Source organism: Acidovorax sp. WCS2018Noco2-16, assembly GCF_031843945.1.
In the GTDB taxonomy this organism is placed as follows: Bacteria; Pseudomonadota; Gammaproteobacteria; order Burkholderiales; family Burkholderiaceae_C; genus Paracidovorax.
This window is the reverse complement of sequence record NZ_JAVTJJ010000002.1, coordinates 398,042-421,861: the sequence shown is the minus strand read 5'-3', so window position 1 is coordinate 421,861 and position 23,820 is coordinate 398,042. Positions and strand designations below refer to the sequence as shown.

Annotated in this window: 20 protein-coding genes and 1 pseudogene; 11 read left to right on the top strand and 10 right to left on the bottom strand. The window is 64.8% G+C overall.

What is annotated here, in order from left to right; translation table 11 throughout:
* Positions 1 to 9: 9 nt before the first annotated feature.
* Positions 10 to 1,374: a peptidoglycan DD-metalloendopeptidase family protein gene (locus RQI28_RS07335; protein WP_311221951.1), complete on the bottom strand. Its 1,365-nt coding sequence runs from the start codon at positions 1,372 to 1,374 to the stop codon at positions 10 to 12.
* A gap of 190 nt (positions 1,375 to 1,564) precedes the next feature.
* Between RQI28_RS07335 and tyrS the strand changes: the two genes are divergently transcribed.
* Entirely contained in the window at positions 1,565 to 2,800 is a 1,236-nt protein-coding gene (gene tyrS, locus RQI28_RS07330) for a tyrosine--tRNA ligase (protein WP_311221950.1), read from the top strand.
* A gap of 73 nt (positions 2,801 to 2,873) precedes the next feature.
* Here the strand turns inward: tyrS and RQI28_RS07325 are convergent, their stop codons facing one another.
* Positions 2,874 to 3,884, bottom strand: a complete 1,011-nt coding sequence (locus tag RQI28_RS07325) for a LysR substrate-binding domain-containing protein (protein ID WP_311221949.1) — start codon at positions 3,882 to 3,884, stop codon at positions 2,874 to 2,876.
* A gap of 227 nt (positions 3,885 to 4,111) precedes the next feature.
* On the opposite strand from RQI28_RS07325, the gene RQI28_RS07320 reads away from it, so the two are divergent.
* Positions 4,112 to 4,495, top strand: coding sequence for a DUF2917 domain-containing protein (locus tag RQI28_RS07320; protein ID WP_311221948.1), 384 nt, complete (start codon positions 4,112 to 4,114; stop codon positions 4,493 to 4,495).
* Between the two features lie 125 nt (positions 4,496 to 4,620).
* On the opposite strand, the gene RQI28_RS07315 is transcribed toward RQI28_RS07320, so the two are convergent.
* Positions 4,621 to 5,016, bottom strand: coding sequence for a BLUF domain-containing protein (locus RQI28_RS07315; protein WP_311221947.1), 396 nt, complete (start codon positions 5,014 to 5,016; stop codon positions 4,621 to 4,623).
* A gap of 77 nt (positions 5,017 to 5,093) precedes the next feature.
* Here RQI28_RS07315 and RQI28_RS07310 point away from each other — a divergent pair, with 77 nt between their 5' ends.
* The 3 genes from RQI28_RS07310 (at position 5,094) to RQI28_RS07300 (ending at position 8,257) form a co-directional block, all read left to right on the top strand.
* Positions 5,094 to 5,852: a Crp/Fnr family transcriptional regulator gene (locus RQI28_RS07310; protein ID WP_311221946.1), complete on the top strand. Its 759-nt coding sequence runs from the start codon at positions 5,094 to 5,096 to the stop codon at positions 5,850 to 5,852.
* Positions 5,853 to 5,933: 81 nt separating this feature from the next.
* The gene (glmU, locus tag RQI28_RS07305; RefSeq protein WP_311221945.1) at positions 5,934 to 7,421 is read left to right on the top strand and encodes a bifunctional UDP-N-acetylglucosamine diphosphorylase/glucosamine-1-phosphate N-acetyltransferase GlmU; all 1,488 of its coding nucleotides are present in this window, start codon (positions 5,934 to 5,936) and stop codon (positions 7,419 to 7,421) included.
* The gene (locus RQI28_RS07300; RefSeq protein WP_311221944.1) at positions 7,418 to 8,257 is read left to right on the top strand and encodes an ATP-binding protein; all 840 of its coding nucleotides are present in this window, start codon (positions 7,418 to 7,420) and stop codon (positions 8,255 to 8,257) included. The genes glmU and RQI28_RS07300 overlap by 4 nt, the downstream gene beginning before the upstream one ends.
* 39 nt (positions 8,258 to 8,296) lie before the next feature.
* On the opposite strand, the gene RQI28_RS07295 is transcribed toward RQI28_RS07300, so the two are convergent.
* Positions 8,297 to 8,788, bottom strand: coding sequence for an Lrp/AsnC family transcriptional regulator (locus tag RQI28_RS07295; protein WP_311221943.1), 492 nt, complete (start codon positions 8,786 to 8,788; stop codon positions 8,297 to 8,299).
* Between the two features lie 174 nt (positions 8,789 to 8,962).
* Between RQI28_RS07295 and glmS the strand changes: the two genes are divergently transcribed.
* From glmS to RQI28_RS07265, 5 genes and pseudogenes are all read left to right on the top strand, one after another.
* Entirely contained in the window at positions 8,963 to 10,885 is a 1,923-nt protein-coding gene (gene glmS / locus RQI28_RS07290; RefSeq protein WP_311221942.1) for a glutamine--fructose-6-phosphate transaminase (isomerizing), read from the top strand.
* A gap of 250 nt (positions 10,886 to 11,135) precedes the next feature.
* A complete protein-coding gene (locus tag RQI28_RS07285; RefSeq protein ID WP_311221941.1) occupies positions 11,136 to 13,460 on the top strand; it encodes a LysM peptidoglycan-binding domain-containing protein in 2,325 nt (774 codons plus the stop codon).
* A gap of 528 nt (positions 13,461 to 13,988) precedes the next feature.
* Positions 13,989 to 14,261: a hypothetical protein gene (locus RQI28_RS07280; protein ID WP_311221940.1), complete on the top strand. Its 273-nt coding sequence runs from the start codon at positions 13,989 to 13,991 to the stop codon at positions 14,259 to 14,261.
* A gap of 225 nt (positions 14,262 to 14,486) precedes the next feature.
* Positions 14,487 to 15,814 (top strand): IS3 family transposase gene (locus RQI28_RS07275; RefSeq protein WP_311221939.1). Its coding sequence is split into 2 segments (ribosomal slippage): positions 14,487 to 14,964 and positions 14,964 to 15,814, totalling 1,329 coding nucleotides; the frame shifts between segments, so codons are not numbered across the junction.
* Positions 15,815 to 16,795: 981 nt separating this feature from the next.
* Positions 16,796 to 16,963, top strand: a pseudogene (locus RQI28_RS07265) (tripartite tricarboxylate transporter substrate binding protein BugD); the annotation flags it as partial.
* A gap of 91 nt (positions 16,964 to 17,054) precedes the next feature.
* On the opposite strand, the gene RQI28_RS07260 reads toward RQI28_RS07265, so the two are convergent.
* The 6 genes from RQI28_RS07260 to RQI28_RS07235 all read right to left on the bottom strand — a co-directional run bounded on the left by RQI28_RS07260 (position 17,055) and on the right by RQI28_RS07235 (position 22,163).
* On the bottom strand, positions 17,055 to 18,308 hold the full coding sequence (locus tag RQI28_RS07260; RefSeq protein ID WP_311221938.1) for a hypothetical protein: 1,254 nt from the start codon (positions 18,306 to 18,308) through the stop codon (positions 17,055 to 17,057).
* A gap of 29 nt (positions 18,309 to 18,337) precedes the next feature.
* Positions 18,338 to 19,087 carry a hypothetical protein gene (locus RQI28_RS07255; RefSeq protein ID WP_311221937.1) on the bottom strand — a complete coding sequence of 250 codons (750 nt, stop codon included), beginning with the start codon at positions 19,085 to 19,087 and terminating at the stop codon, positions 18,338 to 18,340.
* 32 nt (positions 19,088 to 19,119) lie between these two features.
* On the bottom strand, positions 19,120 to 19,695 hold the full coding sequence (locus tag RQI28_RS07250; RefSeq protein ID WP_311221936.1) for a hypothetical protein: 576 nt from the start codon (positions 19,693 to 19,695) through the stop codon (positions 19,120 to 19,122).
* 6 nt (positions 19,696 to 19,701) lie between these two features.
* Entirely contained in the window at positions 19,702 to 19,977 is a 276-nt protein-coding gene (locus RQI28_RS07245; protein ID WP_311221935.1) for a DnaJ domain-containing protein, read from the bottom strand.
* A 183-nt stretch (positions 19,978 to 20,160) separates the two neighbouring features.
* Positions 20,161 to 21,171 carry a tripartite tricarboxylate transporter substrate binding protein gene (locus tag RQI28_RS07240; RefSeq protein WP_311221934.1) on the bottom strand — a complete coding sequence of 337 codons (1,011 nt, stop codon included), beginning with the start codon at positions 21,169 to 21,171 and terminating at the stop codon, positions 20,161 to 20,163.
* Complete coding sequence (locus RQI28_RS07235) at positions 21,168 to 22,163, bottom strand: tripartite tricarboxylate transporter substrate binding protein (protein ID WP_311221933.1); 996 nt, start codon at positions 22,161 to 22,163, stop codon at positions 21,168 to 21,170. The genes RQI28_RS07240 and RQI28_RS07235 overlap by 4 nt, the downstream gene beginning before the upstream one ends.
* Before the next feature lie 154 nt (positions 22,164 to 22,317).
* Here RQI28_RS07235 and RQI28_RS07230 point away from each other — a divergent pair, with 154 nt between their 5' ends.
* A complete protein-coding gene (locus RQI28_RS07230; protein ID WP_311221932.1) occupies positions 22,318 to 23,769 on the top strand; it encodes an FAD-dependent oxidoreductase in 1,452 nt (483 codons plus the stop codon).
* Positions 23,770 to 23,820 lie beyond the last annotated feature (51 nt).

The window sequence follows — 23,820 nt, the reverse complement described above, 5'->3', positions numbered from 1 at the left end:
GCCGATGGGTTACTGGGCGCTGGCTTGTTGCACCTGTGCGGCGGAAGACAGCTGCACGCGCATGTTCGACGCCAGGCGGTTGAAAGCCGTGCGGCCGGCTGCGGAGACGGGCTGTGCGGCCTCGCTCTGCTGGGCGATGGTCATCGGGTCTTGGTGCTGACCGTTCACGCGGAATTCGAAGTGCAGGTGCGGGCCGGTGGCCCAGCCGGTGGCGCCCACGGCACCGATCTTCTGGCCCTGTTCGACTGACGCGCCCTGGCGAACGTCGATGCGGCTCAGGTGGGCGTACACGGTGACGTGCTGGTTGCGGTGCTTCACGTAGATCACGTTGCCATAGCCGTTCTGCACGCCGGCGAATTCGACCACGCCGTCGCCCACGGTGCGCACGGCGGTGCCGGTGGGGGCTGCGAAGTCGGTGCCCAGGTGGGCGCGCCACTTCTGCAGGATGGGGTGAAAGCGCATCTGGAAGCCGCTGGAGATGCGCGAGAACTCGACGGGCGACGTGAGGTACGCGCGCCGCATGCTTTCGCCGTTCAGCGTGTAGTAGGCACCTTTGGCGGCGCCAGGCTCCTGGAACCAGACGGCGTCGTGCGTCTTGCCGTTGTTGTGGAACTCGGCGCTCAGCACGCGGCCGCTGCGCAGCGGTTCGCCGTCGGCTTCCAGCGTTTCGTAGACCACCGAGAAGCGGTCTTCCTTGCGCAGCGCGCGGTGAAAGTCGATGTTGCTGGAGAACACCTCGGCCAGCTGGATGGCGACGCCATCAGGAATGTTGGCCGCGTCGGTTGCCGCGAAAAGCGAACTGCGGATGATGCCGCCCGCCAGCCGTGCGCCGACGGACAGGGGCGCGGTCTCGATGCGCGAGACGAAGGCGCCGCCGTCCTTGCGCTCGACCACCAGGCGCTTGAAGTTGCCGCTGTCGTCGGGTGCCCAGCGTGCCGTCAGGCGCACCAGGCGATGGTCGTCGGTGGCTTCCACGGTGACCGAGCGGCCAGCGCGGCCCAGCAGGTTCTGGCGAACCTGGTTGTCGCCGCGCAGAAAGTCGGCGGCGGACGGATCGGCCACGCCCATGCGCTGCAGGATGCTCTCGGCCGTGTCGGCGCCGCGGGTCTGGTCGGTGCGGTAGAGCGAGTAGCTGGGAATGTCCAGCAGGGTCGTCAGCGGCGTGTCGCTGGCCAGCGAATCGACTGCATAAGACACGGTGCTGACAGGCAGATCGGACGCGTCCGGTGCCAGGGAGGCCACTGCGAACGCGCCGCCGCCGCCGGTCAGCAGCAGGGTGGCGATGGCGGCGGTGATGCGCTTCGGGTGCTTGCTGGCGATGGTGGAAATGCGTTCCAGCAAGGTCATGCAAACAGTGGTCAAGCCGTTGGTCAAAGGTCGTACCCCAAAAGGTGCAGCCGGGCCCTGCCGGCCGGTAAGCGCGCCGGGCGGACGAGAGCGGGATGCACGGATGTCGGTGCACAGCGACGGGGCCGGGCCGGGAAAGCGGGCCACTAGAATCAGTCACTGCGAAGTGGGCCGAAGTATAGCGATGCGCCTACGGATCGACCCCTAAAAAACCCTTATGAATCAATCTGCTGTTACAACATTCCCGCTGACCGATGGTGTAGGACAGGCACTGGAGGTCACGTTGCGGGGTGTGGACGAGTTGCTCCCCCGTGATGAGTGGACGCGCAAGCTCGCCCGCTCCGAAGCCACCGGCCAGCCGCTGCGCATCAAACTGGGGCTGGACCCCACCGCGCCGGACATCCACTTCGGCCACACCGTGGTGCTCAACAAGATGCGCCAGTTGCAGAACCTGGGCCACCAGGTGATCTTTCTGATCGGCGACTTCACCACGCTGATCGGCGACCCGTCGGGCCGCAACACCACGCGCCCGCCGCTCACGCCCGAGCAGATCAAGTCCAACGCCGAAACCTACTACACCCAGGCTGCCAAGGTGCTGGACCCGGCACGCACCGAGATTCGCTACAACAGCGAGTGGTGCGAGCCGCTGGGCGCCGTCGGCATGATTCAGCTGGCCGCCAAGTACACCGTGGCGCGGATGATGGAGCGCAACGACTTCCACCAGCGCTTCACCGACGGCAATTCGATCAGCCTGCATGAATTTCTGTACCCGCTGCTGCAGGGCTACGACTCGGTGGCGCTCAAAAGCGACCTGGAGCTGGGCGGCACCGACCAGAAGTTCAACCTGCTGATGGGCCGCCACCTGCAGCAGGAATACGGCCAGGAGCCGCAGTGCATTTTGACCATGCCGCTCTTGGTGGGGCTGGATGGCGTGGACAAGATGTCCAAGTCGAAGAACAACTACATCGGCATCACCGAAGAGGCCAACAGCATGTTCGCCAAGGTGCTGTCGATTTCCGACACGCTGATGTGGGACTGGTACACGCTGCTGTCGTTCAAGACGCTGGCCGAGATCGCGCAGCTCAAAGCCGAGATCGAAGGCGGCCGCAACCCCAAGGACGCCAAGGTGGCGCTGGCCAAGGAGCTGACCACGCGCTTTCACAGCGCCGCGGCAGCCGATGCGGCCGAGGCCGACTTCAACAACCGCAGCAAGGGCGGCGTGCCCGATGAGATTCCGGAGGTGTCGCTGGCCGGCGCGCCCCTGGGCATCGGGGCGCTGCTGAAGCAAGCCAACCTGGCGCCTTCGACCAGCGAGGCGAACCGCCTGATCGAAGGCGGCGGCGTGCGCGTGGACGGTACGGTCATCAGCGACAAGGGGTTGAAGCTGGATGCGGGCACCTTCGTCGTGCAGGTCGGCAAGCGCAAGTTCGCGCGGGTGACGCTGGGTGCCTGACCCAATCTCAGGGTCAAAATAGCCTCCAGCGCTTATCTATCAAGCGCTGGTAGCTATTGATTGCATAGCAGATCTAGTGGGCAGACGATCCATCCAGATCGTCGTTCAGGTCCGAGTCGGGAACCTCGCCAATCGCCTGGCGCGTAGCCTCGGCCTGCAGCAGCAGCCAGGCGCAGAAGGCCTTGATCTCGGGCCGCTGGCCGCTGCGCGGGCCCACCACCATCCAGTAGGCCAGTGGCGAATCGAGCCGGTGGCCGGGCAGCACTTCCACCAGGTCGCCCGCGGCCAGGCCGTCGGCAATGAGCGGCATGCGCGCTAGTGCCAGCCCTTGGCCAGCCAGCGCCGCCTGCACGATCTGCTGGGCGTAGTTGAAGTACAGCCAGCGCTTGGGCTGCAGCTTGCCGTTGCCGTTCAGGTCGAACCAGCGCCGCCAGGTCAGCCATTCCAGGTTCTGCGTGCGGTGCGCGTCGCCGGCTTCGATGAGCGTGAACTGGGCGATGTCTTCCGGCCGGCGAATGGGCGACGCGCTTTTCAGCAACCAGGGGCTGGCGACCACCGCCAACTGTTCGCCGAAGAGCCGGTGCGCGCCGTGTTCGATGCCGCCCGGCAGGCGGTAGCGCAGCGCCAGGTCGACATCGGAGGTTTCCAGGTCCACCACGGTGTCGGTGGCGTCAATGCGGATGTCGATGTCGGGGTTGTCGCGCTGAAATTCTTCCATGCGCGGGATGAGCCACATCGACGCAAAGCTGGCCCAGGTGGTGATGGCCACGCTCTTGCGGCCGGCCGTCTGGCGCACCAGCCGCACGGCGGCGTCCATGCGCTCGAGCGCCGGGCCTACGGCGCGCTGCAACTGCGCGCCGGCGCCGGTCAGCTCCACGGCGCGCGTGTGGCGCAGAAACAGCGGCACACCCACTTCGTCTTCCAGCGACTGGATCTGCCGGCTGACGGCCGACTGCGTCAGCGACAGCTCTTCGGCGGCTGCGCGAAAGTTCAGGTGCCGCGCCACGGCCAGGAAGGCGCGCCAATGCCCGGCCGCCACGGGCCGGGTGCGCAGGTGGGCGATAGGGGGCGAGGTGGTACTCATGGCGCTTATTGATGCGATATTTGCATTAATAAAGCAGGGCTTGATCATGAATCGCAGCGCTGCAGGGGGTGTGCGGAGGCTGAAAGTTGCTCAGTCACCGCTGCGGGATTCTGCCATTGATGCGAATCAGGAATCTTTCAGGCGGCTGCTTTTCATTGGACGCTTCACCAACGCACGCGCACCATCGGGGCCTGGATCCATAGGGGTCCGTTACTGGAGCTAAAGCCATGAACCCGATCAATGTCCTGAATTCGCAAACGTCATCAATGCCTGTCGGCGTGGCCGCGCAGGACATTCACACCATCGCGACCGGTGAGGCCCGCAGCCTGCGATCCCAGGTGCCCATGGCGCTGCGTGTGATGAGCGGGCGCGCCTGGATCACGCTGGATGAAGGCCCGAAGGGTGGCAGCGGCCAGGCGGCTGGCGACGTCTTCCTGTATGCCGGGCAGACGTTCGTGGTTGGCGCCGGGCAGCATGTGGTGCTGGAGCCGCTCGGCCGCAGCGCGTTGCAGTTCTGCTGGCGTGCCGCCAGCGCGGTGCGCGCTGATGCGGTGGCCAGTGCTGCGGCTGGCTGGTCCGGCGTTCAGCCCGGCGGAGCGTGCGGCGCCTGAGCGGCGGCAATCGCCTGACTATTCAGTCAAAAGAGTTTCCAGCGCCCGTCGAATGGGCGGTGGAAGCTCTTTTTTTCATAGCAGTCCTGTGAGCGGCACGGTCAGGCAACCTGGCGACCGCAGCGCTACTCCAGCTCGATCGGCAGATCGACGAAGGCCCGCAGCGCAGCCGGGCCGCGCAAGGTTTCCAGCCGCTCCAGGGCGGTGTCGTCTTCCAGCGTGCTGAACCCCAGGCTGAAATTCTGGAACCGGCGCGCGGCCAGCGGGGCGTCGTGCAGCACCTCGACATAGATATGGCGCGGGTCGCTGCGAATGCGCTCGAGCAGCGCGCGCACCTCCAGTTCGGGGCCTTCGATCTGCTGGCCGAATCGCTGGCCGTCGAACACCAGCAAGCCGGTGATACCGCACTGCTGGTTGTGCCAGCGGGCGTGGCCCGCAATGTGGGCCACGGCGCTCAGGGGCTGGCCTTGGGACAGGGTGCTGATATAGAGAATTTCGTACAAAGGCGACACAGAAGACATTGGCGGCATGCTGCCTTTGGCCCGGCGCGCGCGCAATGTCAAAAGACATAGGCATTCCGCCCTAGAATCGCGCCGCCATGAACGCTGCTGCTGCCCATTCCGTGTGCCCCCGTCACTGCGACGAATGCGGTTTGCGCCGCGCCGCCGCTTTCACGCCCGCGACTGCGGCAGAGTTGGCGACCATCGAGCGTTTGCGCAGCGGCACCCATTCGGTGGTGGCCGGCGGCACGCTGATTCGCGAGCGCCAACCCAACGTGCGGCTTTTCACGCTTTATTCCGGCTGGGCCTTTCGCTACAAGACGCTGTCTGACGGCCGGCGCCAGATCCTGAACTTTCTGCTGCCCGGCGACCTGGCAGGTCTGCAGCAGCAGTTCGGCGAAATGTCACTGCATGGCGTGGACGCCATTACCGACTGCCACTTCTGCGTGTTCGAAGAAGACACGCTCTGGGGCCTGTACAAGGAACACGCCCGTCTGGGCTACGACGTGACGTGGCTGGCCGCGCGCGAAGAAGGCATGTTGGACGAAAACCTGCTGACCGCCGGCCGCCGCACCGCGCCCGAGCGCGTGGCCATGCTGCTGCTGCAGCTGCACCGCCGGCTGGACCGGCTGGGGCTGGTCGAGGCCGATGGATCGGTCCCCTTTCCAGTCACGCAGCAGCACATTGCCGACGCGCTGGGCCTGTCGCTGGTGCACACCAACAAGACGCTGCGCCGGCTCACGCAACTGGGGCTGCACGACCTGTCGGGCGGGCGGCTCAAAATCTTGAACGCGCGCGTGCTGGCGCGCATTGCCGAGTACTACGACACCGTGCCGCGCCTGGCGCCGCTGCTTTAGCGTGCTGCGCGCGGCGTGCAGTGCGCACCGGATAATCGCGGCTGATCCTTTCCACGTCCCGCCGCCTTCCCCGACACATCCATGACCGCTGCCCCCGCCTTCGCCCCCGCCACGGCCCCTGACGCCCTGGACATCATCATCATGGCTGCCGGCAAGGGCACGCGCATGAAGAGCCGCACGCCCAAGGTGCTGCAGCGCCTGGCCGGCCGGCCGCTGCTGTGGCATGTGCTGGACCAGGCTGCCACCCTGGCCGCCCGCCGCGTGGTGGTGGTGACGGGCCATGGTGCTATGGAAGTAGAAGCATCTACCGCAGGCGCAGCAAGCGCTGTGGGCACTTTTGACTTGAAGTTCGTGCGGCAGGAGCCGCAGCTGGGCACCGGCCACGCCGTGCAGCAGGCGGTGCCCGCGCTTTCCGGCGATGGCACGGTGGTGGTGCTGTCGGGCGATGTGCCGCTGACGCGCGCCGATACGCTGGCCGCCCTGGTCGCCGCGTCGCGCCCCGACCGCCTGGCGCTGCTGACCGTGACGCTGCCCGACCCCACCGGCTACGGCCGCATCGTGCGCAGCGGGCAGGGCGAGGGCGGCGGCGCGGTGCAGGGCATCGTCGAGCACAAGGACGCCAGCGACGCCCAGCGCGCCATCGCCGAGGTGTACAGCGGCATCATGGCCGTGCCCGCGCGGCTGCTGGCCGGCTGGCTGGCGCGCCTCTCCAACGACAACGCTCAGGGCGAGTACTACCTGACCGACATCGTCGCCATGGCCGTGGCCGACGGCGTGCCCGTGGTGGCGCACCGCATCGCCGACGCGCTGCAGGTGGCCGGCGTCAACAGCCCGTTGCAGCTGGCCGAACTGGAGCGTGCCCACCAGCTGGCCCAGGCCCGCGCACTGATGGAGCAGGGCGTGCGTCTGGCCGACCCGGCCCGCTTCGACGTGCGCGACGACGCGCGCAGCGGCGCGCGTGGCCGGCTGGCCTGCGGGCAGGACGTGGAGATCGACGTGAACTGCGTCTTCACCGGCCGCGTGGAACTGGGCGAGGGCGTGCAGATCGGCGCCAACTGCTGCATCGCCAACGCATCAATAGCGGCGGGCGCGGTGATTCACCCCTTCACCCACATCGACGGCGAAAAGGCCGGCGCACAGGTGGGCGCGGGCGCGCTGATCGGCCCGTTCGCGCGGCTGCGCCCCGGCGCGCAGCTGGGCCGCGAGGTGCACATCGGCAACTTCGTCGAGGTGAAGAATTCGACCCTGGCCGACGGCGCCAAGGCCAACCACCTGGCCTACCTGGGCGACGCCACGGTGGGCGAGCGCGTGAATTACGGCGCCGGCAGCATCACCGCCAACTACGACGGCGCCAACAAGCACCGCACGGTGATCGAGGCAGACGTGCACATCGGCAGCAACTGCGTGCTGGTGGCGCCGGTGACCATTGGCGCGGGCGGCACGGTGGGTGGCGGCTCCACCATCAGCAAGAGCACGCCGCCGGGCGCTTTGAGCGTGGCGCGCGGCAAGCAGATCACCAAAGAAAACTGGCAACGGCCGGCCAAGCTGCCGGCGGCCCCCAAGGCATGACGGACCAGCGCGCCGGCGCTGGCTTGACGGCTGGCGATTACGCCGGGCTGGATGCCGAGGCGTTGCGCGCGCTGCTGGCCGCGCGCGACCGCGAGCTGGCCGATGGGGCCGCTGCGCAGGAAGAATTCATACGCGCCGTGTCGCACGACCTGCGCGCGCCGCTGCGCCACATCACGTCCTACGGCCCGCTGGTGCGCGAACTGCTGGAGGCGGAAGACGCCGGTTTGCCCGCCGATGCGCGCGATGAAGCGCTCGCCTTTTTGAACACCATGGACCAGTCGGCCCGCCGCATGGGCCGCATGCTGGACGGCCTGATGGAGCTGTCCCGCGCGGCGCGGGCGCCGATCGATCCGGCGCCAGTCGATCTGACTGCGCTGGTGGGCGAGGCACAGGCTGCTCTGAATGGGGCCGCAGCGGGCCGAACGATCGAATGGAGCGTGGCGACCGAGGGCATCACCCTGCATGCCGACGCCGCTTTGCTGCGCCAGTTGCTGGTGGAACTGCTGGGCAATGCGATCAAGTTCACGGCCGGCCCGGCTGCACCGGGCGCCGCGTCATCCGCCCACATTGCCATTCGTGCCGACGCCCTGCCAAACGGCGGCGTGGTGCTGCAGGTGCAGGACAACGGCAGCGGGTTCGATGCAGCGCGCGCCGGCTCGTTGTTCGGCGTGTTCCAGCGTTTGCACCGCGACGCGGACTACGCCGGCGTGGGTTGCGGTTTGGCGACGGCCCGCATCATCGTGCAGCGGCATGGCGGGCGCATCGGCATCACCGGTGAGCGGGGTGCCGGTTGCACGGTGATGGTGGAATGGCCCGCACCAGACGCCATTCTTTGAGTTTGATGCTGTTGCTATTAATTTGATAGCTAATAGCGCTTATGGAATAAGCGCTAGAGGCACTTTTGTATCAAATTTTGCCCGCTTGACGGCGAAGAAGGCCTTCACGTTGCGCACGTTGGCGTCGCCGGTAAAAAGCCGCTGCGCCAGTGCCAGGTAGCCTGGCATGTCCCGCGCCTGCACCACCAGCATGAAGTCAGGCCCCGGCGCCACGCGCCAGCACTGCTGCACTGCCGCGTCGGCCACCGCGCGTGCCTCGAACGCGTCCATCCATTCGGCGCCCTGGCGGTCCAGCGTGATTTCGACCAGCGCAGTCAGCCCGTGGCCCTGCAACTGTGCCAACCGGTCGGGCTGAAGAATGGCCACCTGCCGCTCGATCAGCCCCAGATCGTGCAGGCGCTTGACCCGGCGCAGGCAGGTGGGCGGCGACACGTGCACCCGCTCTGCGAGCGTCTGGTTGCTGAGGCTGGCGTCGGTCTGCAGCCAATCCAGCAGGCGCAGATCGTTCGAATCGAGTGTCAATGATTCCATTTCTTGGATATTAATGAAATCAGATTTCTTCGATTGATGCGGTGGAAATTAAAATTCATATTCAATTCAATATTGATTGGAAATTTTAAACCTGCTTGCCTACGATGCAGGCATTCCAAAGCCCGGGGCAGACGACAGGCCCCATCCACAGTCCACCACCCCAGGAGTCTCCCCATGTGCGGCATCGTCGGCGCGGTTTCCACGCGCAACATCGTTCCCATCCTCGTACAGGGCCTGCAGCGGCTGGAATATCGCGGCTACGACTCGTGCGGAGTTGCGGTGCATGAAGCCAGCCTTGGCGCCTCGCCCACCGGCGGCCTGCGCCGCGCACGCAGCACGGCCCGGGTGGCGGAACTGCTGGAACAGGTGGCAGTCGACCATGTGGAAGGCGCCACCGGCATCGCCCACACCCGCTGGGCCACGCACGGCGCACCGGCGGTGCACAACGCGCACCCGCATTTCAGCCATGGCGCCGGCGTGGGGGCAGACACCGGCGTGGGCGAGCCGCTGCGGCTGGGCCGCGTGGCCCTGGTGCACAACGGCATCATCGAAAACCACGAAGAACTGCGCGCAGCGCTGCAGTCGCGCGGCTACGTCTTCACCAGCCAGACCGACACCGAGGTGATCGCGCACCTGGTCGAAAGCCTGTACGAGGGCGACTTGTTCCAGGCGGTGCAGGCGGCAGTGCAGCAGCTGCACGGCGCCTATGCCATCGCCGTCATCCACAAGGACGAGCCGCACCGCGTGGTGGGCGCGCGCGCCGGCTCGCCGCTGATTTTGGGCGTGGGGCAGAACGAGCACTTTCTGGCCAGCGACGCCATGGCCCTGGCGGGCGTGACCGACCAGATCGTCTATCTGGAAGAGGGCGACCTGGTGGACCTGCAACTGGGCCGCTACTGGATCGCCGCCCAAAACGGCCAGCCGCTGGACACCGTCGCGCGCCCCGTGCGTACCGTGCAGGCCCACAGCGGCGCGGCCGAGCTCGGCCCCTACCGCCACTACATGCAAAAGGAAATCTTCGAGCAGCCGCGCGCCATTGCCGACACGCTCGAAGGCGTGCAGGGCATCGTGCCCGAACTGTTCGACGGACAGAGCCTGCACGGCGAGCCGGGTGCGGCCGCCTGGCGCGTGTTCAAGGAGGTCGATTCCGTCCTGATCCTGGCCTGCGGCACCAGCTACTACAGCGGCTGCGCGGCCAAGTACTGGCTTGAGTCGATTGCCGGCATCCCCACGCAGGTGGAGGTGGCCAGCGAATACCGCTACCGCACCAGCGTGCCCAACCCGCGCGCGCTGGTCGTCACCATCAGCCAGTCCGGCGAAACGGCCGACACGCTGGCCGCGCTGCGCCACGCGCAAAGCCTGGGCATGCAGCACACGCTGACCATCTGCAACGTGGCCACCAGCGCCATGGTGCGTGAATGCAAGCTGGCCTATATCACGCGGGCCGGCGTTGAAATCGGCGTGGCCTCCACCAAGGCGTTCACGACGCAGCTGGCTGGGCTCTTTTTGCTGACGCTGGCGCTGGCCCAATCACGCGGGCGCTTGACCGAGGAGCAGGAGGCCGACCATTTGAAAGCCATGCGCCACCTGCCCGTCGCGCTGCAGGCCGTGCTGGCGCTGGAGCCGCAGGTCATCAGCTGGGCCGAAGACTTCGCCCGCATGGAAAACGCCCTGTTCCTCGGCCGGGGCCTGCATTACCCCATCGCGCTCGAGGGCGCGCTCAAGCTCAAGGAAATCAGCTACATCCACGCAGAGGCCTACCCGGCCGGCGAGCTCAAGCACGGCCCGCTCGCCTTGGTGACCAGCAGCATGCCCGTAGTGACGGTGGCGCCCAACGACACCCTGCTGGAAAAGCTCAAGAGCAACATGCAGGAAGTGCGCGCGCGCGGCGGCGTGCTCTACGTGCTGGCCGATGCAGACACCCGCATCGAAAGCAGCGAGGGCCTGCACGTCATCCGCATGCCCGAACACTACGGCCCGCTGTCGCCCCTGTTGCACGTGGTGCCGCTGCAACTGCTGGCCTATCACACGGCCTGCGCACGGGGAACGGACGTGGACAAGCCACGCAACCTGGCCAAGAGCGTGACGGTGGAGTAAGCCGCAAGGGGGGCGGCTGTGCGGCGTGGCCGCCCCCGCCCCATCCTTTTAGGCCACTGCGGGCTACCCCCAAGTCACTGACGGCCGCCAGGGCAGCGCGCTGACCACCCGCTACAGGTACCAATACCTGGGCGGCTACCAGCAAACCAGCTCCAGCGTCACGCGCGGCAACGCCACGCAGGCCGAGGCCACCACGCACACCTGGCGCGACGCCAACGGCTTCATCAGCAACATCGAGCAGCGCGGGGGCGTGGCTGACAACCGCTTCAATCGCACCTTCGTCAACGACGCGCAAGGCAACGCCGTCTACGTCAACCAGGGGGCGGGCCAAGCGGGCAACCTCGGAGGCCGCATCCAAAACCTGCCTGGGGGCTATGTAGGCGGCTTCATCGGAGACGCCGACAACCCCGGTCACATCCAGCGCCAGCTGGTCGTCAATGGCGAAGTGCTGGCCCGCTACGGCGACGCACCCAACACCGAGAAGCTCCCCACCTCCTCGAGTGAGAAGCCCACCTACCAAAACACCGCAGAGTTCAAGCTCAACGCGGCACCACTCAAGCTCAAGGGCGCCAACCTCGACCCGGTGGCTTACACCATCGTGGGAGGGGAGACCCTCAAGGGCATCGCGCGCAACGTGCTGGGCGACGCCAGCCTGTGGTGGCGCATTGCCGATGCCAACGGCCTGTCGGTATCGGGTGACGGCCAGCTCACACCGGGCCAGACACTGAGCGTGCCCAAGCTGGCACTGAACAGCAACAACGTCGAGACCTTCCAGCCCTACGACCCCAGCCAGGTGACGGGCAGCACGGACCCGCTGCTGCCAGCGCCTGCGGGGCAAGGCGGCAGAGGATGCGGGGGCTTGGGCAGGATCATCATGGTGGTCGTGGCAGTGGTGGCTTCCATCTACACCGCTGGGGCAGCCAGTGCGCTCCTGGGCACCGCCGGAACCACGCTTTCTGGAGCGATGGCAGCCGGTTCGGCTGCCTTGACCGGAGGAGGCCTGGCTGGCATCGGCGCTGGCGCCATGGCGATAGGGGGCGCAGTGGGCTCCATCGCCAGCCAGGCAGTGGGCAACCTCATCGGAGCACAAGACGGCTTCAGTTGGAGAAGTGTGGGGTTATCAGCGATTGGCGGAGGCATCTCCGGCGGCATGGGCGGCTGGGCGCCGTTGGGAGAGGCCACCAGTACAGGCACTGCGGTGGGCAACGCGATGATTCGGGCCGCGGTGGGCAACGTAGCCAGCCAGGGCATCGGCGTGGTCGCGGGATTGCAAAGCAGCTTCAGCTGGCAATCCGTGGCAGCGTCTGCGGTGGGCGCCGGAGTTGGGCAGGCCGTGGGTGGGGCGCTTGGGATGAATGAGCGGGGGTTCAGCGAGCTGAGCTTCGGTCAGCAGTTCGGCACTCGCTTGCTGACGGGCGTGGCTGCGGGCACTGCGGCAGCGATTGCGCGCGGCGGGCGGGTGGCGATCCAGCAGGTGGCGACTGATGCGTTTGGCAATGCGTTGGGCAGCAGCTTGGCTGATGCGATGGGGCAGCAGAACACGGCGCAGGAGAGCTTCCGGCGTGGGGAGATCAACCAGCAGAATGCGCAGGCGCGGACTGATGCGCTGTATGGGTTGAGTAGCAGTGGCTCTGTGCGGCTTGGCGATCCCTCGGGCATGGGAGCGACTGAATGGTGGGGTGGTGTGGATCGTGCCATCTCACGCAATGCGGCTGAGCAGTCCGCCATTGAGCAGCGATTGGCCAATCTTGCGCCACCGTCCTATGGCTCGCAGCCAGGCATCTTGGTGGCTGACGCAAGCGGTAAATTACCGTTCACGCCCGGGCATTCGACTCAATCCATCTTCGCGACCTACAACGACTTGGCGGTTCAGAATTACAACGACGCTAAGCTGCTGTACAACCTCTCGGCTGGATTGCAGAAGACGAACCCGGAGTTCGCGAAGACCTATCGCAGCATGGCAGATGGATACATGGCGGCAGGAGACGACGCGCGCAACAGCGCCAAGAGCTTCTATGTCTACAGCGAACCTATGTGGAAAAATTCGACCGCACAGACTCTGACTGTCGCACCAGGTTGGAACTATATGGGTGCAAACTCGGCTGGAATGGCCAGCGGCGCGGCTATTGGCAACTTTAGCGGCACATTGGGGGGCGGCATCTATGCGGGTGTTGGCGGTGAAGTTGAAATCGAGTTTGCCAGCGGCCAGATCGTGGGCGGCAAAGCAGGTATGGGCATTGGCTATGGCTTTCATCTTAGTCGCAGTGCAGTGTCGGGTGCACTTATGCAAGGGCCTGTTTATGGGTATAAGTCAACGCCGATTGCAGAATTCAACCCACAGCAAGAGGGGAGCATTCGATTTGGCCCTTCTGTGGCAGCAGGAGGTGGGATAGGGATTGTTGGTATTGAGCAATCGTTTGGCATGGGCATCGATGCTTCTAGCGCTGGGAATCGTTTCTATGTCCAAGGGTCTACTAACTGGACCACCGCACCAGTCATTCCTAAGCTGGGTTTTGAGGTAAAGGCAAATATGATCGAGTTCAGCGTGAAACCCACGCCGCCGGGGAGCCGCTGATGGGATGGTGCGAAGACTATCTGAGACGAGACAGCAGCCTGGGTGATGCAGAAGCGAGTCGCCGCTTTGGGTTACGACACAGACTGGGTCTATGGTTCGGTGTCCTGCCGTTTTTTGGATTCTTTTTAGCGGGATTTATATTTGCAAAATTTAAAGGGCACCTGGGTGCATTCGCAGCAGGCTGGATCTTCGGCCTGCTACTACTAGCCTACGTCGGGCTCATGTACCGCTGCCCGCGTTGTGGAACGGTTCCCAGTAGCAGCAAGCCGGGCGCGACCGGCGTATTGCTGTTCCCCAAAAAGTGTCCTAAATGCAAGGCGCCTTTGTTGCCGGATCATCGCTGGGGACAGGATTGACGTTCAGCCAGAGTTTGGTCATCAATCCGGCTGCAACGAACTTAAGTCAAGCCGGATAGGGACCATCTGCAAAACCTCGTTTTTCAAGTAACAAGCCTAATAAAATCAATGACTTACTAGGCCATTTTGAGAGTTTCAGGGGTGTTGCAGACCCTCCATAACGAACCGGCGGATGTTGGAAGTAGCCACCGATGCGTTTGGCAATGCACTGGGCAGTTCACTCGCAGACTACTCCAGCGGCAACACCGCGCAGGAGAGCTTCCGGCGTGGGGAGATTGCGCAGCAAAATGCGCAGGCCGCACCGGTCCAAGGGTTCGGGCCATGGACAGCTGCCGATTACCGCAGTGGATCGGACATCCAAGGCGACGAGGCCTACATGCAGCTGCAGCGCGAGACGCTATATGGTTCAGCACTGGTTCCGATCCATTTAGTTTTAAGACAATAGGTGGCGAAGGGTTGAGCTATGCTGGTCGAAGAGCACCAGCAGCTATGGCGGATGACACCCGGGTAGTAAGTGACTGGGATGATCCGTTTAGCGCTAAAGACCCGGGACAGTTGAACAGGCTTGGCGCACAACTCGTACCACCTGTCAATCCAGCGCTAAACGGTGCGGTGAATCGCCCCGGTTTTGAACTGACCCCCAGAAGTTGGACAAACTTCAAGGGGTTTCATGAAGAAGTATCAGACAGAGTTCAAGCTCAAAGTGGTCAAGAGTTTTATGGCTGGGGACGGTGGGGCAAAGCTGCTGGCGCGCCAATGGTCTGTGCCTGAGGAGAAGATCCGCACTTGGGTGAGCCACTACCGCCTGCACGGCATTGACGGGCTGCGCCCCAAGCGCAGCACGTACAGTGCGCAGTTCAAACTGCAAGTGCTGTCCCATCAGGATCGCGAACAGCTCTCCAGCCGCCAGGTCGCGGCGATCTATGACATCCGCAATCCCAACCAAGTAGTGGTCTGGCGACGCAATCTCGCTCAAGGCCGCCTGCAAGCTATTGAGAACGAGAAAGAAGAGCGTCCCAAGATGAAGCTGGAAGGCCGCTGCGCAGCGCCGTCGGACAAGGTTGCCGCCGACGCAACGCAAACCCTACGAGAAGAGAACGAACGACTGCGCGCCGAGGTCGCGTACCTAAAAAAATTGCAGGCCTTGATTCGGTCGAAGAGATCAGCTGCGCCGACAAAGCGCGTCTGATTGCCGGGTTGAGGCATCACCATAAATTGGCATACCTGTTGCAGGTCGCAGGCCTGCCACGCAGCACGTTCTACTACCAATGCCAAGCGAGCCAGCGCGCCGACCAGCAAAGCGCCTTGGAGGCCAGGATTCGTACTGTCTATGACGAGCATAAAGGACGCTATGGCTACAGACGGATCACGGCCGCGCTATGCAATGCTGTGTTGGAACCGATCAACCACAAGTGCGTGCAGCGTCTGATGCGCAAGATGGGGCTGCGCGCGTTGATTCGGGTGAAGAAGCGATCCCGGCATGTTCTAGGCGTCAGCGATGCGCACGTGCCGAACGTTCTACAGCGCGACTTCCGTGCGACCGCACCAAACCAGAAGTGGGCAACCGATGTCACCGAATTCAATGTGAATGGCCACAAGCTCTACCTGTCAGCTTGCATGGACCTCTACAACGGCGAGATCGTCGCGTACCGCATGGCAAGGCGTCCGGTCTTCGAGATGGTTTCCAGCATGCTCGAGGCAGCGCTGGCACGGACCGCTTGCACGGGGGAACTGATCGTCCACTCGGACCAAGGTTGGCACTACAAGATGCAGCCCTATCGAGCGATGCTTGTGCAACGGGGAGTCAAGCAAAGCATGAGCCGAAAGGGCAACTGCTTTGACAATGCGGCAATTGAGAGCTTCTTCGGCACCCTCAAGGCCGAGTACTTCCGGCTTGCTGCGCCCGACAGCCTTGATACGCTCGAAGCGGGCGTGCATGATTACATTCACTACTACAACCATGAGCGCATCAAGATGGGCTTTTGTTTACGACTTTAGCGATGAGCCATTTCTGAAGGCCCGCCCTGCAGACCGCATGAATGCTGGGCCTGTGTTTACGACTTTAATTACCCGGAATAGCGGCGGAGGAGGAGGGGGACACCGCAGCCCCTGCCGCCTCAGACAACCTGCCGGGCTACCTTCAGGTCACGGACGGCCGCCAGAACAGCGCGCTGACCACCCGCTACGGGTACCAATACCTGGGCGGCTACCAGCAAACCAGCTCCAGCGTCACGCGCGGCAACGCCACGCAGGCAGAGGCCACCACGCACACCTGGCGCGACGCCAACGGCTTCATCAGCAACATCGAGCAGCGCGGGGGCGTGGCCGACACACGCTTCAACCGAGCCTTCGTCAACGACGCGCAAGGCAACGCCGTCTACGTCAACCAGGGGGCGGGCCAAGCGGGCAACCTCGGAGGCCGCATCCAAAACCTGCCTGGGGGCTATGTAGGCGGCTTCATCGGCGACGCAGCCAACCCCGGCCACATCCAGCGCCAACTGGTCGTCAATGGCGAAGTGCTGGCCCGCTACGGCGACGCACCCAACACCGAGAAGCTCCCCACCTCCTCGGACGAAAAACCTACCTACCAAAACACCGCAGAGTTCAAGCTCAACGCTGCGCCGCTGAAACTCAAGGGCGCCAACCTCGACCCGGTGGCTTACACCATCGTGGGAGGGGAGACCCTCAAAGACATCGCGCGCAACGTGCTGGGCGACGCCAGCCTGTGGTGGCGCATCGCCGATGCGAATGGCCTGTCGGTTTCGGGCGCCGGCCAGCTCACGCCGGGCCAGACACTGAGCGTGCCCAAGCTGGCGCTGAACAGCAACAACGTCGAGACCTTCCAGCCCTACGACCCCAGCCAGGTGACGGGCAGCACGGACCCGCTGCTGCCGGCGCCTGCGGGGCAGGGCGGCAGAGGATGCGGGGGCTTGGGCAGGATCATCATGGTGGTGGCGGTGGTGGCGTCCATCTACACCGCTGCCAGTGGCCTTGCAGGACCCGGTGGTCAAGCAGCGCCTGGCGGACCTGAGCTCTGGCGTGCCGCCGATGGACAAGGTCACTCCAGAGGGGTTGAAGACCCATCTGGAGGCCGAGGTCGCCAAATGGGGCCCAGTGATCCGCAAGTCCGGCGTTTACGCAGACTGATGTTCGAACCGGAACCCGGATCCCCGACCCCAGGCGGCAGACGGTGCGGATGCGCGCAACGCGATGGTCGACACGCGACCTCGCTGTCTGCTTACTCGGTGATATTGCACTCTCGGCGCAGCAGCGCCAGCGCATCTTCGGTGGCGTGCACCCGGTCGCTGCGTAGCACGGGCTCGGCGTCTTCGATGAAGGCGTTCCACAGGTGCAGGTAGTCGCCCTGCAACTGCACCGGGGCGTGCTGCAACACGAACTGCCGGGGCAGTTCTGCATCCAGGCCTGAGGCCCGAATCTTCTTGACCAGGCTGGCGGCGGTCTTTCTGGTCAGCAGCGTGGTGGGTTTGCTGTTCGTGGCAATGCGCAGGAACAGTGTCAGCAGTGAACTGTCGTCGCTGTGGCCTTCGGTGGCCTTGTCCCACAGGGCGCTGTGGGTGCGCTCGAAATGGTCCAGGTCGGCCATGGCGTCCTCGTACCAAAAATAGCGCCCCAGGAACGCCGGGGTCTGGTCGAAGAGCTTGCGCACGCCGAGCGTGGCATCCAGGATTCTGGGCATGTCCTGCACGACGGAGGCTTGAACGGCCTTCACCACCTCCAGGTACTGCATGGGCAGATCCTTGGGCAAGCCGATGGAAACTGGCGCCGCCTCGCCGTCGGCTCGCGCCCCGTATTTCTTGCGCAGGCCCAGCACCATCTTCTCGAAGGCACCCCAGTCCGGCATGTCACTGCGTCGGCATGTGCGCACGAGCAGCGCTGTGCGCACCACGGCTTCCGCGTCCTTGCCGGCGTCCTCCAGGTCATCGGCATCCAGGCCCAACTGGGCCGCCATCCACACCGCAGCTTCGACCAAGGTGGTGGCGTGGCTGCGCGCAGCGCGCTCGGCCTGGTATTCGGGCAGGCTGCGCAGGGACCACTTGGCAAGCAAGGGGATGTGCTTGTCCTCGAAGACCCCATGCTCCTGCATGCCGAAGTGGCTGCTCTGGGGCATGGCGATCAGCGCCTTGAGCATGTCCGAGCCGCCCTTGGAGCGCGACAGCAAGCTGTGGTCGCGCAGGGACTCGGCGGCCCGGTCCAGGTCGCCGCCGGTAGAGTGTTCCAGATACAGGCTCACCAGATTGACCAGCCGGTCCCTCGCTCTTTCCAGGTCGGGACGCAGGTACTCGGTGCCAAAGTAGCGCGCGATCTGCACCATGCCCTTGGGGGCTTCCTGGTTCATGGCCGCCAGCTTGGGTGCAGCGATGATGCCGTGGCGCACGCCGTGCTGCAGGGCCTTTTCAAAAAAAGGCCGCTCGTCGAACAGCGCAACGGCCTGTGGGGCAGCGGAGGGGTCTGTGGGGGGCAGCGTGGTCATCGTGGATTCAGGCGCTATGAATAGGGCCGTCAGATCGCCGACTCTTCCTCGTCATCGCGTGCTGCCGGCGTGCTGCGGCCCCGATCGGTGTCGCCGGTCTCCACACGCGTGTCTTCTTCCTCCACCGCTTCTTCCTCGTCCTCCTCGCCCAGGTCGTGGGCACGCGCCTTGGCACGCAAGACCATCAAGGTCTCGGTGAACAGGTCGGGGCACTCGTAGCGCATGCGCCAGGCCAGTTCCATCCAGTCCTGGTCGGCCACCTCGTCCAGCTGGACCTTGGGCTTGGCATAGGCCGACGCCAGCAGCGCGGTCTCGGAAAGCATCTCGCCGTCTTCCTCGACGGTGTCGAAGTTTCCGCTGCGGGCGAAGGATTCGATGCGCGCCCACTTCTCGGCAAAGTAGTTGGCCATGGCTTCGCTGCCGCCTTCCAGATCGCCCACAGCGGTCAGGAAAGACACCGGGTCAGCGTCCTCCCGGAAGACGATGGCGTTCACCATGCCGCGCAGATGGGTGTGGGTAAGGTCCTTGTAGCGCTTCTCGATGACGATGGCGTGCGCGAACTGCTCGGGGGTGACCAGCAGGCTCACGACCGACTCGCGGGAGGGGTCGTACTCGCGCATCACTGCAAGGATGTCCTTGGGCTCCAGTTGGTCCAGCACTACCATCAGCGCCTTGTCACCCTCGGTGTCGGCCAACTCGGTGAGCGCGGATTCGGCGCCGGCAATGTCGCCGGCGGCAATCAGGCTTCGTGTCTTCGTGATCAGGGCAAGGTGATTCATTGTGATGGGTGTGTGCGTGCGTGCGGAGCGGTTCAGTCTTTGCGGTCGAAGCCTTGATCGGCCATCCAGTCGGCGTGGGCCTCCTCGCGGGTCTGGCCATCGGCGTCGTCCAAGTCGTCGGCCGACAAGGGCTGGTGGTCGTCTGTGTCGTTGTCTGCGTCGGCGTTGTCTGCGTCTTCTTCGCTCTCGTCCTCGTCGCCTGCATGGGCGGGCGCATGCCGGGTGCTGCCCGCCATGTATTCCAACGCCGCGGCCACGCTCAAGAAGTTGTCGCCGGCGGCCTGCTCACGCAGCAACTGCACGGTGGGCTGTGCCCAGGGGGCAATGTCGATGGTTTTCTGAAGGCTCTCCCACGTGGACAGGGCCTCGGGCTCGCAGGCCAGCAACTTGTCCATGGCGGGTGTGGACGTGAAGCGAAAGGCCTTGTGCAGCACGACTGCCACCATCTCGGGAGCGACCTCCAGCATGTTGACCAGGAACGCGACCTCGCGGCGCCGCTCGGCCAGCCGCCGGTCCAGCACGAACTGCCCCTCGGAGTCGTGGCGCATGTCGTCGAGTTCCGCCAGATAGGCGGAACGCAGGTTGTGGAAGAAGGGAGATACGTGCATCGAGGCCTAAATGAGCCGTTGGAAATAGTCTGCCCAGATCCCGCGCGCTGTTTCCAGCGGATCGTCGAGCAGATTGCGCTTGCGGTTGTTGTCGTAGGTCTCGCGCTTGGCCTCATCGCCGAGGATGTCGTAAGCCTCCTGCACAGCGCGAAAACGTGCGGCGGCATCCGGCGCCGTGCTGCGGTCCGGGTGGTGGCGGGCAGCGAGTTGGCGGTAGGCCTTCTTGATGTCCGCCAGGCTCGAGCTGCTGCTGACACCCAGCGCGAGATAGTGGTCTTGCATGCGGTGCCTTCCTGCGTTGCGAGTATCACGGCGAACCGCAAAAGCGAGGATTGTAGGAGGCTGGATATGCAGTCCCGAAGACCGCATCGGTCTGCGTATGAATCGCTTGAATGGCGCGGCACAGCGGCACTTCACTGTGAACCGAGCTGCGTCGAGGTGAGATGCCGATGGTCACGCCCGGAATTACAGTTTTCCGAGGCCCAGCCTGCGGATGGCCTCTCCCCACTGGTCGTAGGTCGCGCGCGTCAGCGCGGCAAGTTCTGCAGGGGTCGAGGATTCGGCCTCGTAGGCGCCCTGGCGAAAGAAGTCTCGCGTAGCCGGCATGGCTAACACATGGGTCAATGCGGCGTTGAGCTTGTCGAGCACTGGCGTGGGCATATGAGCCGGCCCATAGAAGCCAAGCCAGCTGGCCATGTCAATACCGGTCACGCCCTGCTCGCCCATTGTGGGCAAGTCAGGCAGCAGGAGGCTGCGCTGGGGCGCGGCCACCGCCAGCATGCGAACCTTGCCGGTGGCGGTGTTCTGGATGGCGTTGGGCGCCGCATCGAAGTAGAACTGCACGCGGCCTGCGAGAAAGTCCTTGGCCACATCGGCGCCGCCCTTGTAGGGCACGTGCACGGCATCCAGCCCGGCCTGGCGTACGAAGGCCTCGCCGTAGATGTGCGACGAGGTGCCAGTGCCGAAGGAGGCGAAGCCGATCTTGCCCGGGTGGGCCTTGATGTACGCCACCAGCTCCTGCACAGTGCGCGCCGGTACGCTGGCATGCACCGTGAGCACCAGCGGCCCGCGCGCACCGAGCGAGATCGGCGTCAGGTCCTTGAACGGGTCGTAGCGCACGTTCGCCAGCGTCTGCGGGTTCTGCGTCACCACGGATGAGGGCGCATACATCAGGGTGTAGCCATCGGGCGCGGCGCGGATCACCTCCTCGGTGGCCAGAATGAAGCTCGCGCCCGGCCGGTTCTCCACGATCACCGGCGTCTGCAGCACCTCGCCGAGCTTGTTGGCCACAAAGCGCGCCTGCACGTCCGATGCACCGCCTGCTGCCAGGCCCAGCACGATGCGGATGGTGCGGCCCCTGGTGGGAAAGGTTTCGGCGGCCTGCGCGACCAGCGCTGAAAGCGCCGTACCGCACGCGCCGAGGGCCAGCCCGGTGGTGAATCGCCGGCGGTGAATATGAGGTTGCATACCGCTCATTGCTTGCTCAATCCAACTTGGTGCACCATCGCGCCCCATTGGTCGTAGCTGGTGCGCGTGATGTTTGCAAACTCCTGCGCCGTGGTGGCGCCGGCCTCGTAGCCGCCATTGCGGTAGAAGTCGCGCACCTGCTGTATCGCTAGCACCTGCGTCAGCGCGCCGTTGAGTTTGTCGACCACGGCTGGCGCCATGCGCGCCGGTCCGTAGAAGCCCAGCCAGCTGGGCAGGTCGAGCCCGGCGTAGCCCTGTTCGGCGAAGGTGGGCACGTCGGCCAGCGCGGGTATGCGCGCACTGGCCGCCACAGCCAGGATCTTCACCTTGCCTGTGCCCGCCGTGATGATGGCCGACGAGGCCGAGTCGAACATGTACTGCACGCGGCCGCCGATGAGGTCCTTGGCTGCGTCGGAGCCGCCCTTGTAGGGGATGTGCACCGCATCGATGCCGGTCTTCTTCACGAAGGCTTCGCCGTAAATGTGCGAAGAGGTGCCCGCGCCAAACGATGCATAGCTGACCTTTCCGGCGTTGGCCTTCACGTAGGCGACCAACTCCTTCACATTGTTCACTGGCACGGTGGTGCTCAACGACAGCACCAGCGGGCCGCGCCCGCCCATCGAGATGGGCGTGAAGTCCTTGAACGGGTCATAGGGAACGTGCGTGAAAGTGTGAGGGTTCTGCGCCATCGTGGATGACGGCGCGTACAGCAGCGTATAGCCATCGGCCGGCGCACGTGCCACCTCGCTGGCTGCCAGCATGGTGCTGGCGCCGGGCTTGTTGTCCACGACCACGCTAGTGCCCAGCACGTCACACAGCTTCTGCGCAACGATGCGCGCCTGCGCGTCTGTGCCACCGCCGGCGGTGAAGCCCACGACGATGCGGATGGGCTTGCCGCGCGCTGGAAAGTCGTGCGCCATGGCAAGTGGCGCAATGCCTGCAAAGGCGGCGGTGCCGATAGCCATGCCGAAGGCGCGGCGGGTACTGTGAAGTCGTTCCATCGTTGTCTCCTTTGTTTGTTGGTTATATTTTGATGTTGAAAATCATAAACAGTCTATGTTTTCCAGGGAAAACCCGGATCATTGCCTTTTTTGATTGACAAAATGGAAGATGAAATCATAATTCAACGAAATAGATTAATCGGGGCCATCATTCATGAAAACAGTCGTCCGCACCGACGAGCGCATTCTGTCTTCCGACATCTTTGACCGCGACAGCCGCACCAAGCGTCCTGACCATGGCAGCTGGGCCGAGCCCGGCAAGAACATTCCGATCTATCACCGCTGCGGCGTACTGGTGGTTGGTGGCGGGCCGTCGGGCACCGCGGCCGCAGCGGCGGCGGCGCGCGCCGGCGCCGATGTCGCGCTGCTGGAGCGCTATAACCACCTTGGCGGCTTGTCCACCGGCGGCCTGGTGATCTGGATCGACCGCATGACCGACTGGGAAGGCCAACTCGTCATACGCGGCTTTGCCGAAGAGCTGTTCGACCGCCTGCCGGCAGACGCCATCGCCGGCCCGGTGCGAGAGGAATGGGGCTCGCAGGACGCGGACAAGGCCGCGCACTGGTCGCAGCGCACCGCTGCCTACCACGGCGTGGTCACCTGGTCGCCTACCATCGACCCCGAGCGCTTGAAACTGCTGAGCCAGGAAATCGTGCTCGAGCGCAAGGTCAAGCTCATCTATCACTCGTGGGCCGCCATCCCCATCGTGCAGGACGGCGCCGTCAAGGGCGTGGTGTTCGAGAGCAAGGAAGGCCGCATGGCCATCATGGCCGACGTGGTGGTCGACGCGACTGGTGACGGCGACCTGTTCGCCCGTGCTGGCGCCGCCTTCGTAAACGACATCGAAGAGGCCGACGTGCACCACTGCATGAACACCTCCTGGCTGTTCGGCGGCGTGGACATGAACCACTGGATCGAGTTCAAGGCCGGCCAGCCCGACGCGTTCAGCGCCTTCATGGCGCGGGGGCGCGAGCAGCTGGGCCTTTTTGAGCGACCCTTCGTCTCTTGGCGCAACGACGTGGCGCTGTTCATGGGGCCGCGCCAGTCGGGCTACTCGGCCCTGGACGTGGACGACCTCACTGCGGTGGAAGTGCGTTCGCACCGAGCGATGGCCGCGCACCTCGACTACTTCCGCGCCCATGCGCCCGGCTTCGAGGATGCCTTCTTGATGCTCAGCGCGCCGCAGATCGGCGTGCGCCATGCGCGGCGCCTGACCGGCGTGGGCGCGGTGCTGCGCAGCCAGTGGCCCGAGGGCGTGGCGCTGCCCGACGAGGTGGGTGTGACGCCCGCGGTGTCGCCCAAGTTTCCGAATATCTCCATCCCCTACGGCGCATTGGTGCCGCAGCAGCTCGACGGTTTGCTGGCCTGCGGGCGCCATATTTCGTGCGACCGTAATTCGCACGGCTTCATGCGCGAGATTCCGCAATGTTGGATCACAGGCCAAGCTGCGGGCGTGGCGGCCGCCCTGGCGTCACAGGGTGGCATCGAGCCGCGCTTTGTCCACGTGGGAGCGCTGCAGTCTGCGCTGCTGGCGCAGGGTGTGTACCTGCGCACCAGCGCCGCGCAGGGCGTGAATTTGCCGGCAACGGCCGACGCCGGCGCATGAATGTTCTCGCCATGAGGGCGACGGACCTTCTTTTGCCAGCCTCTACATTGC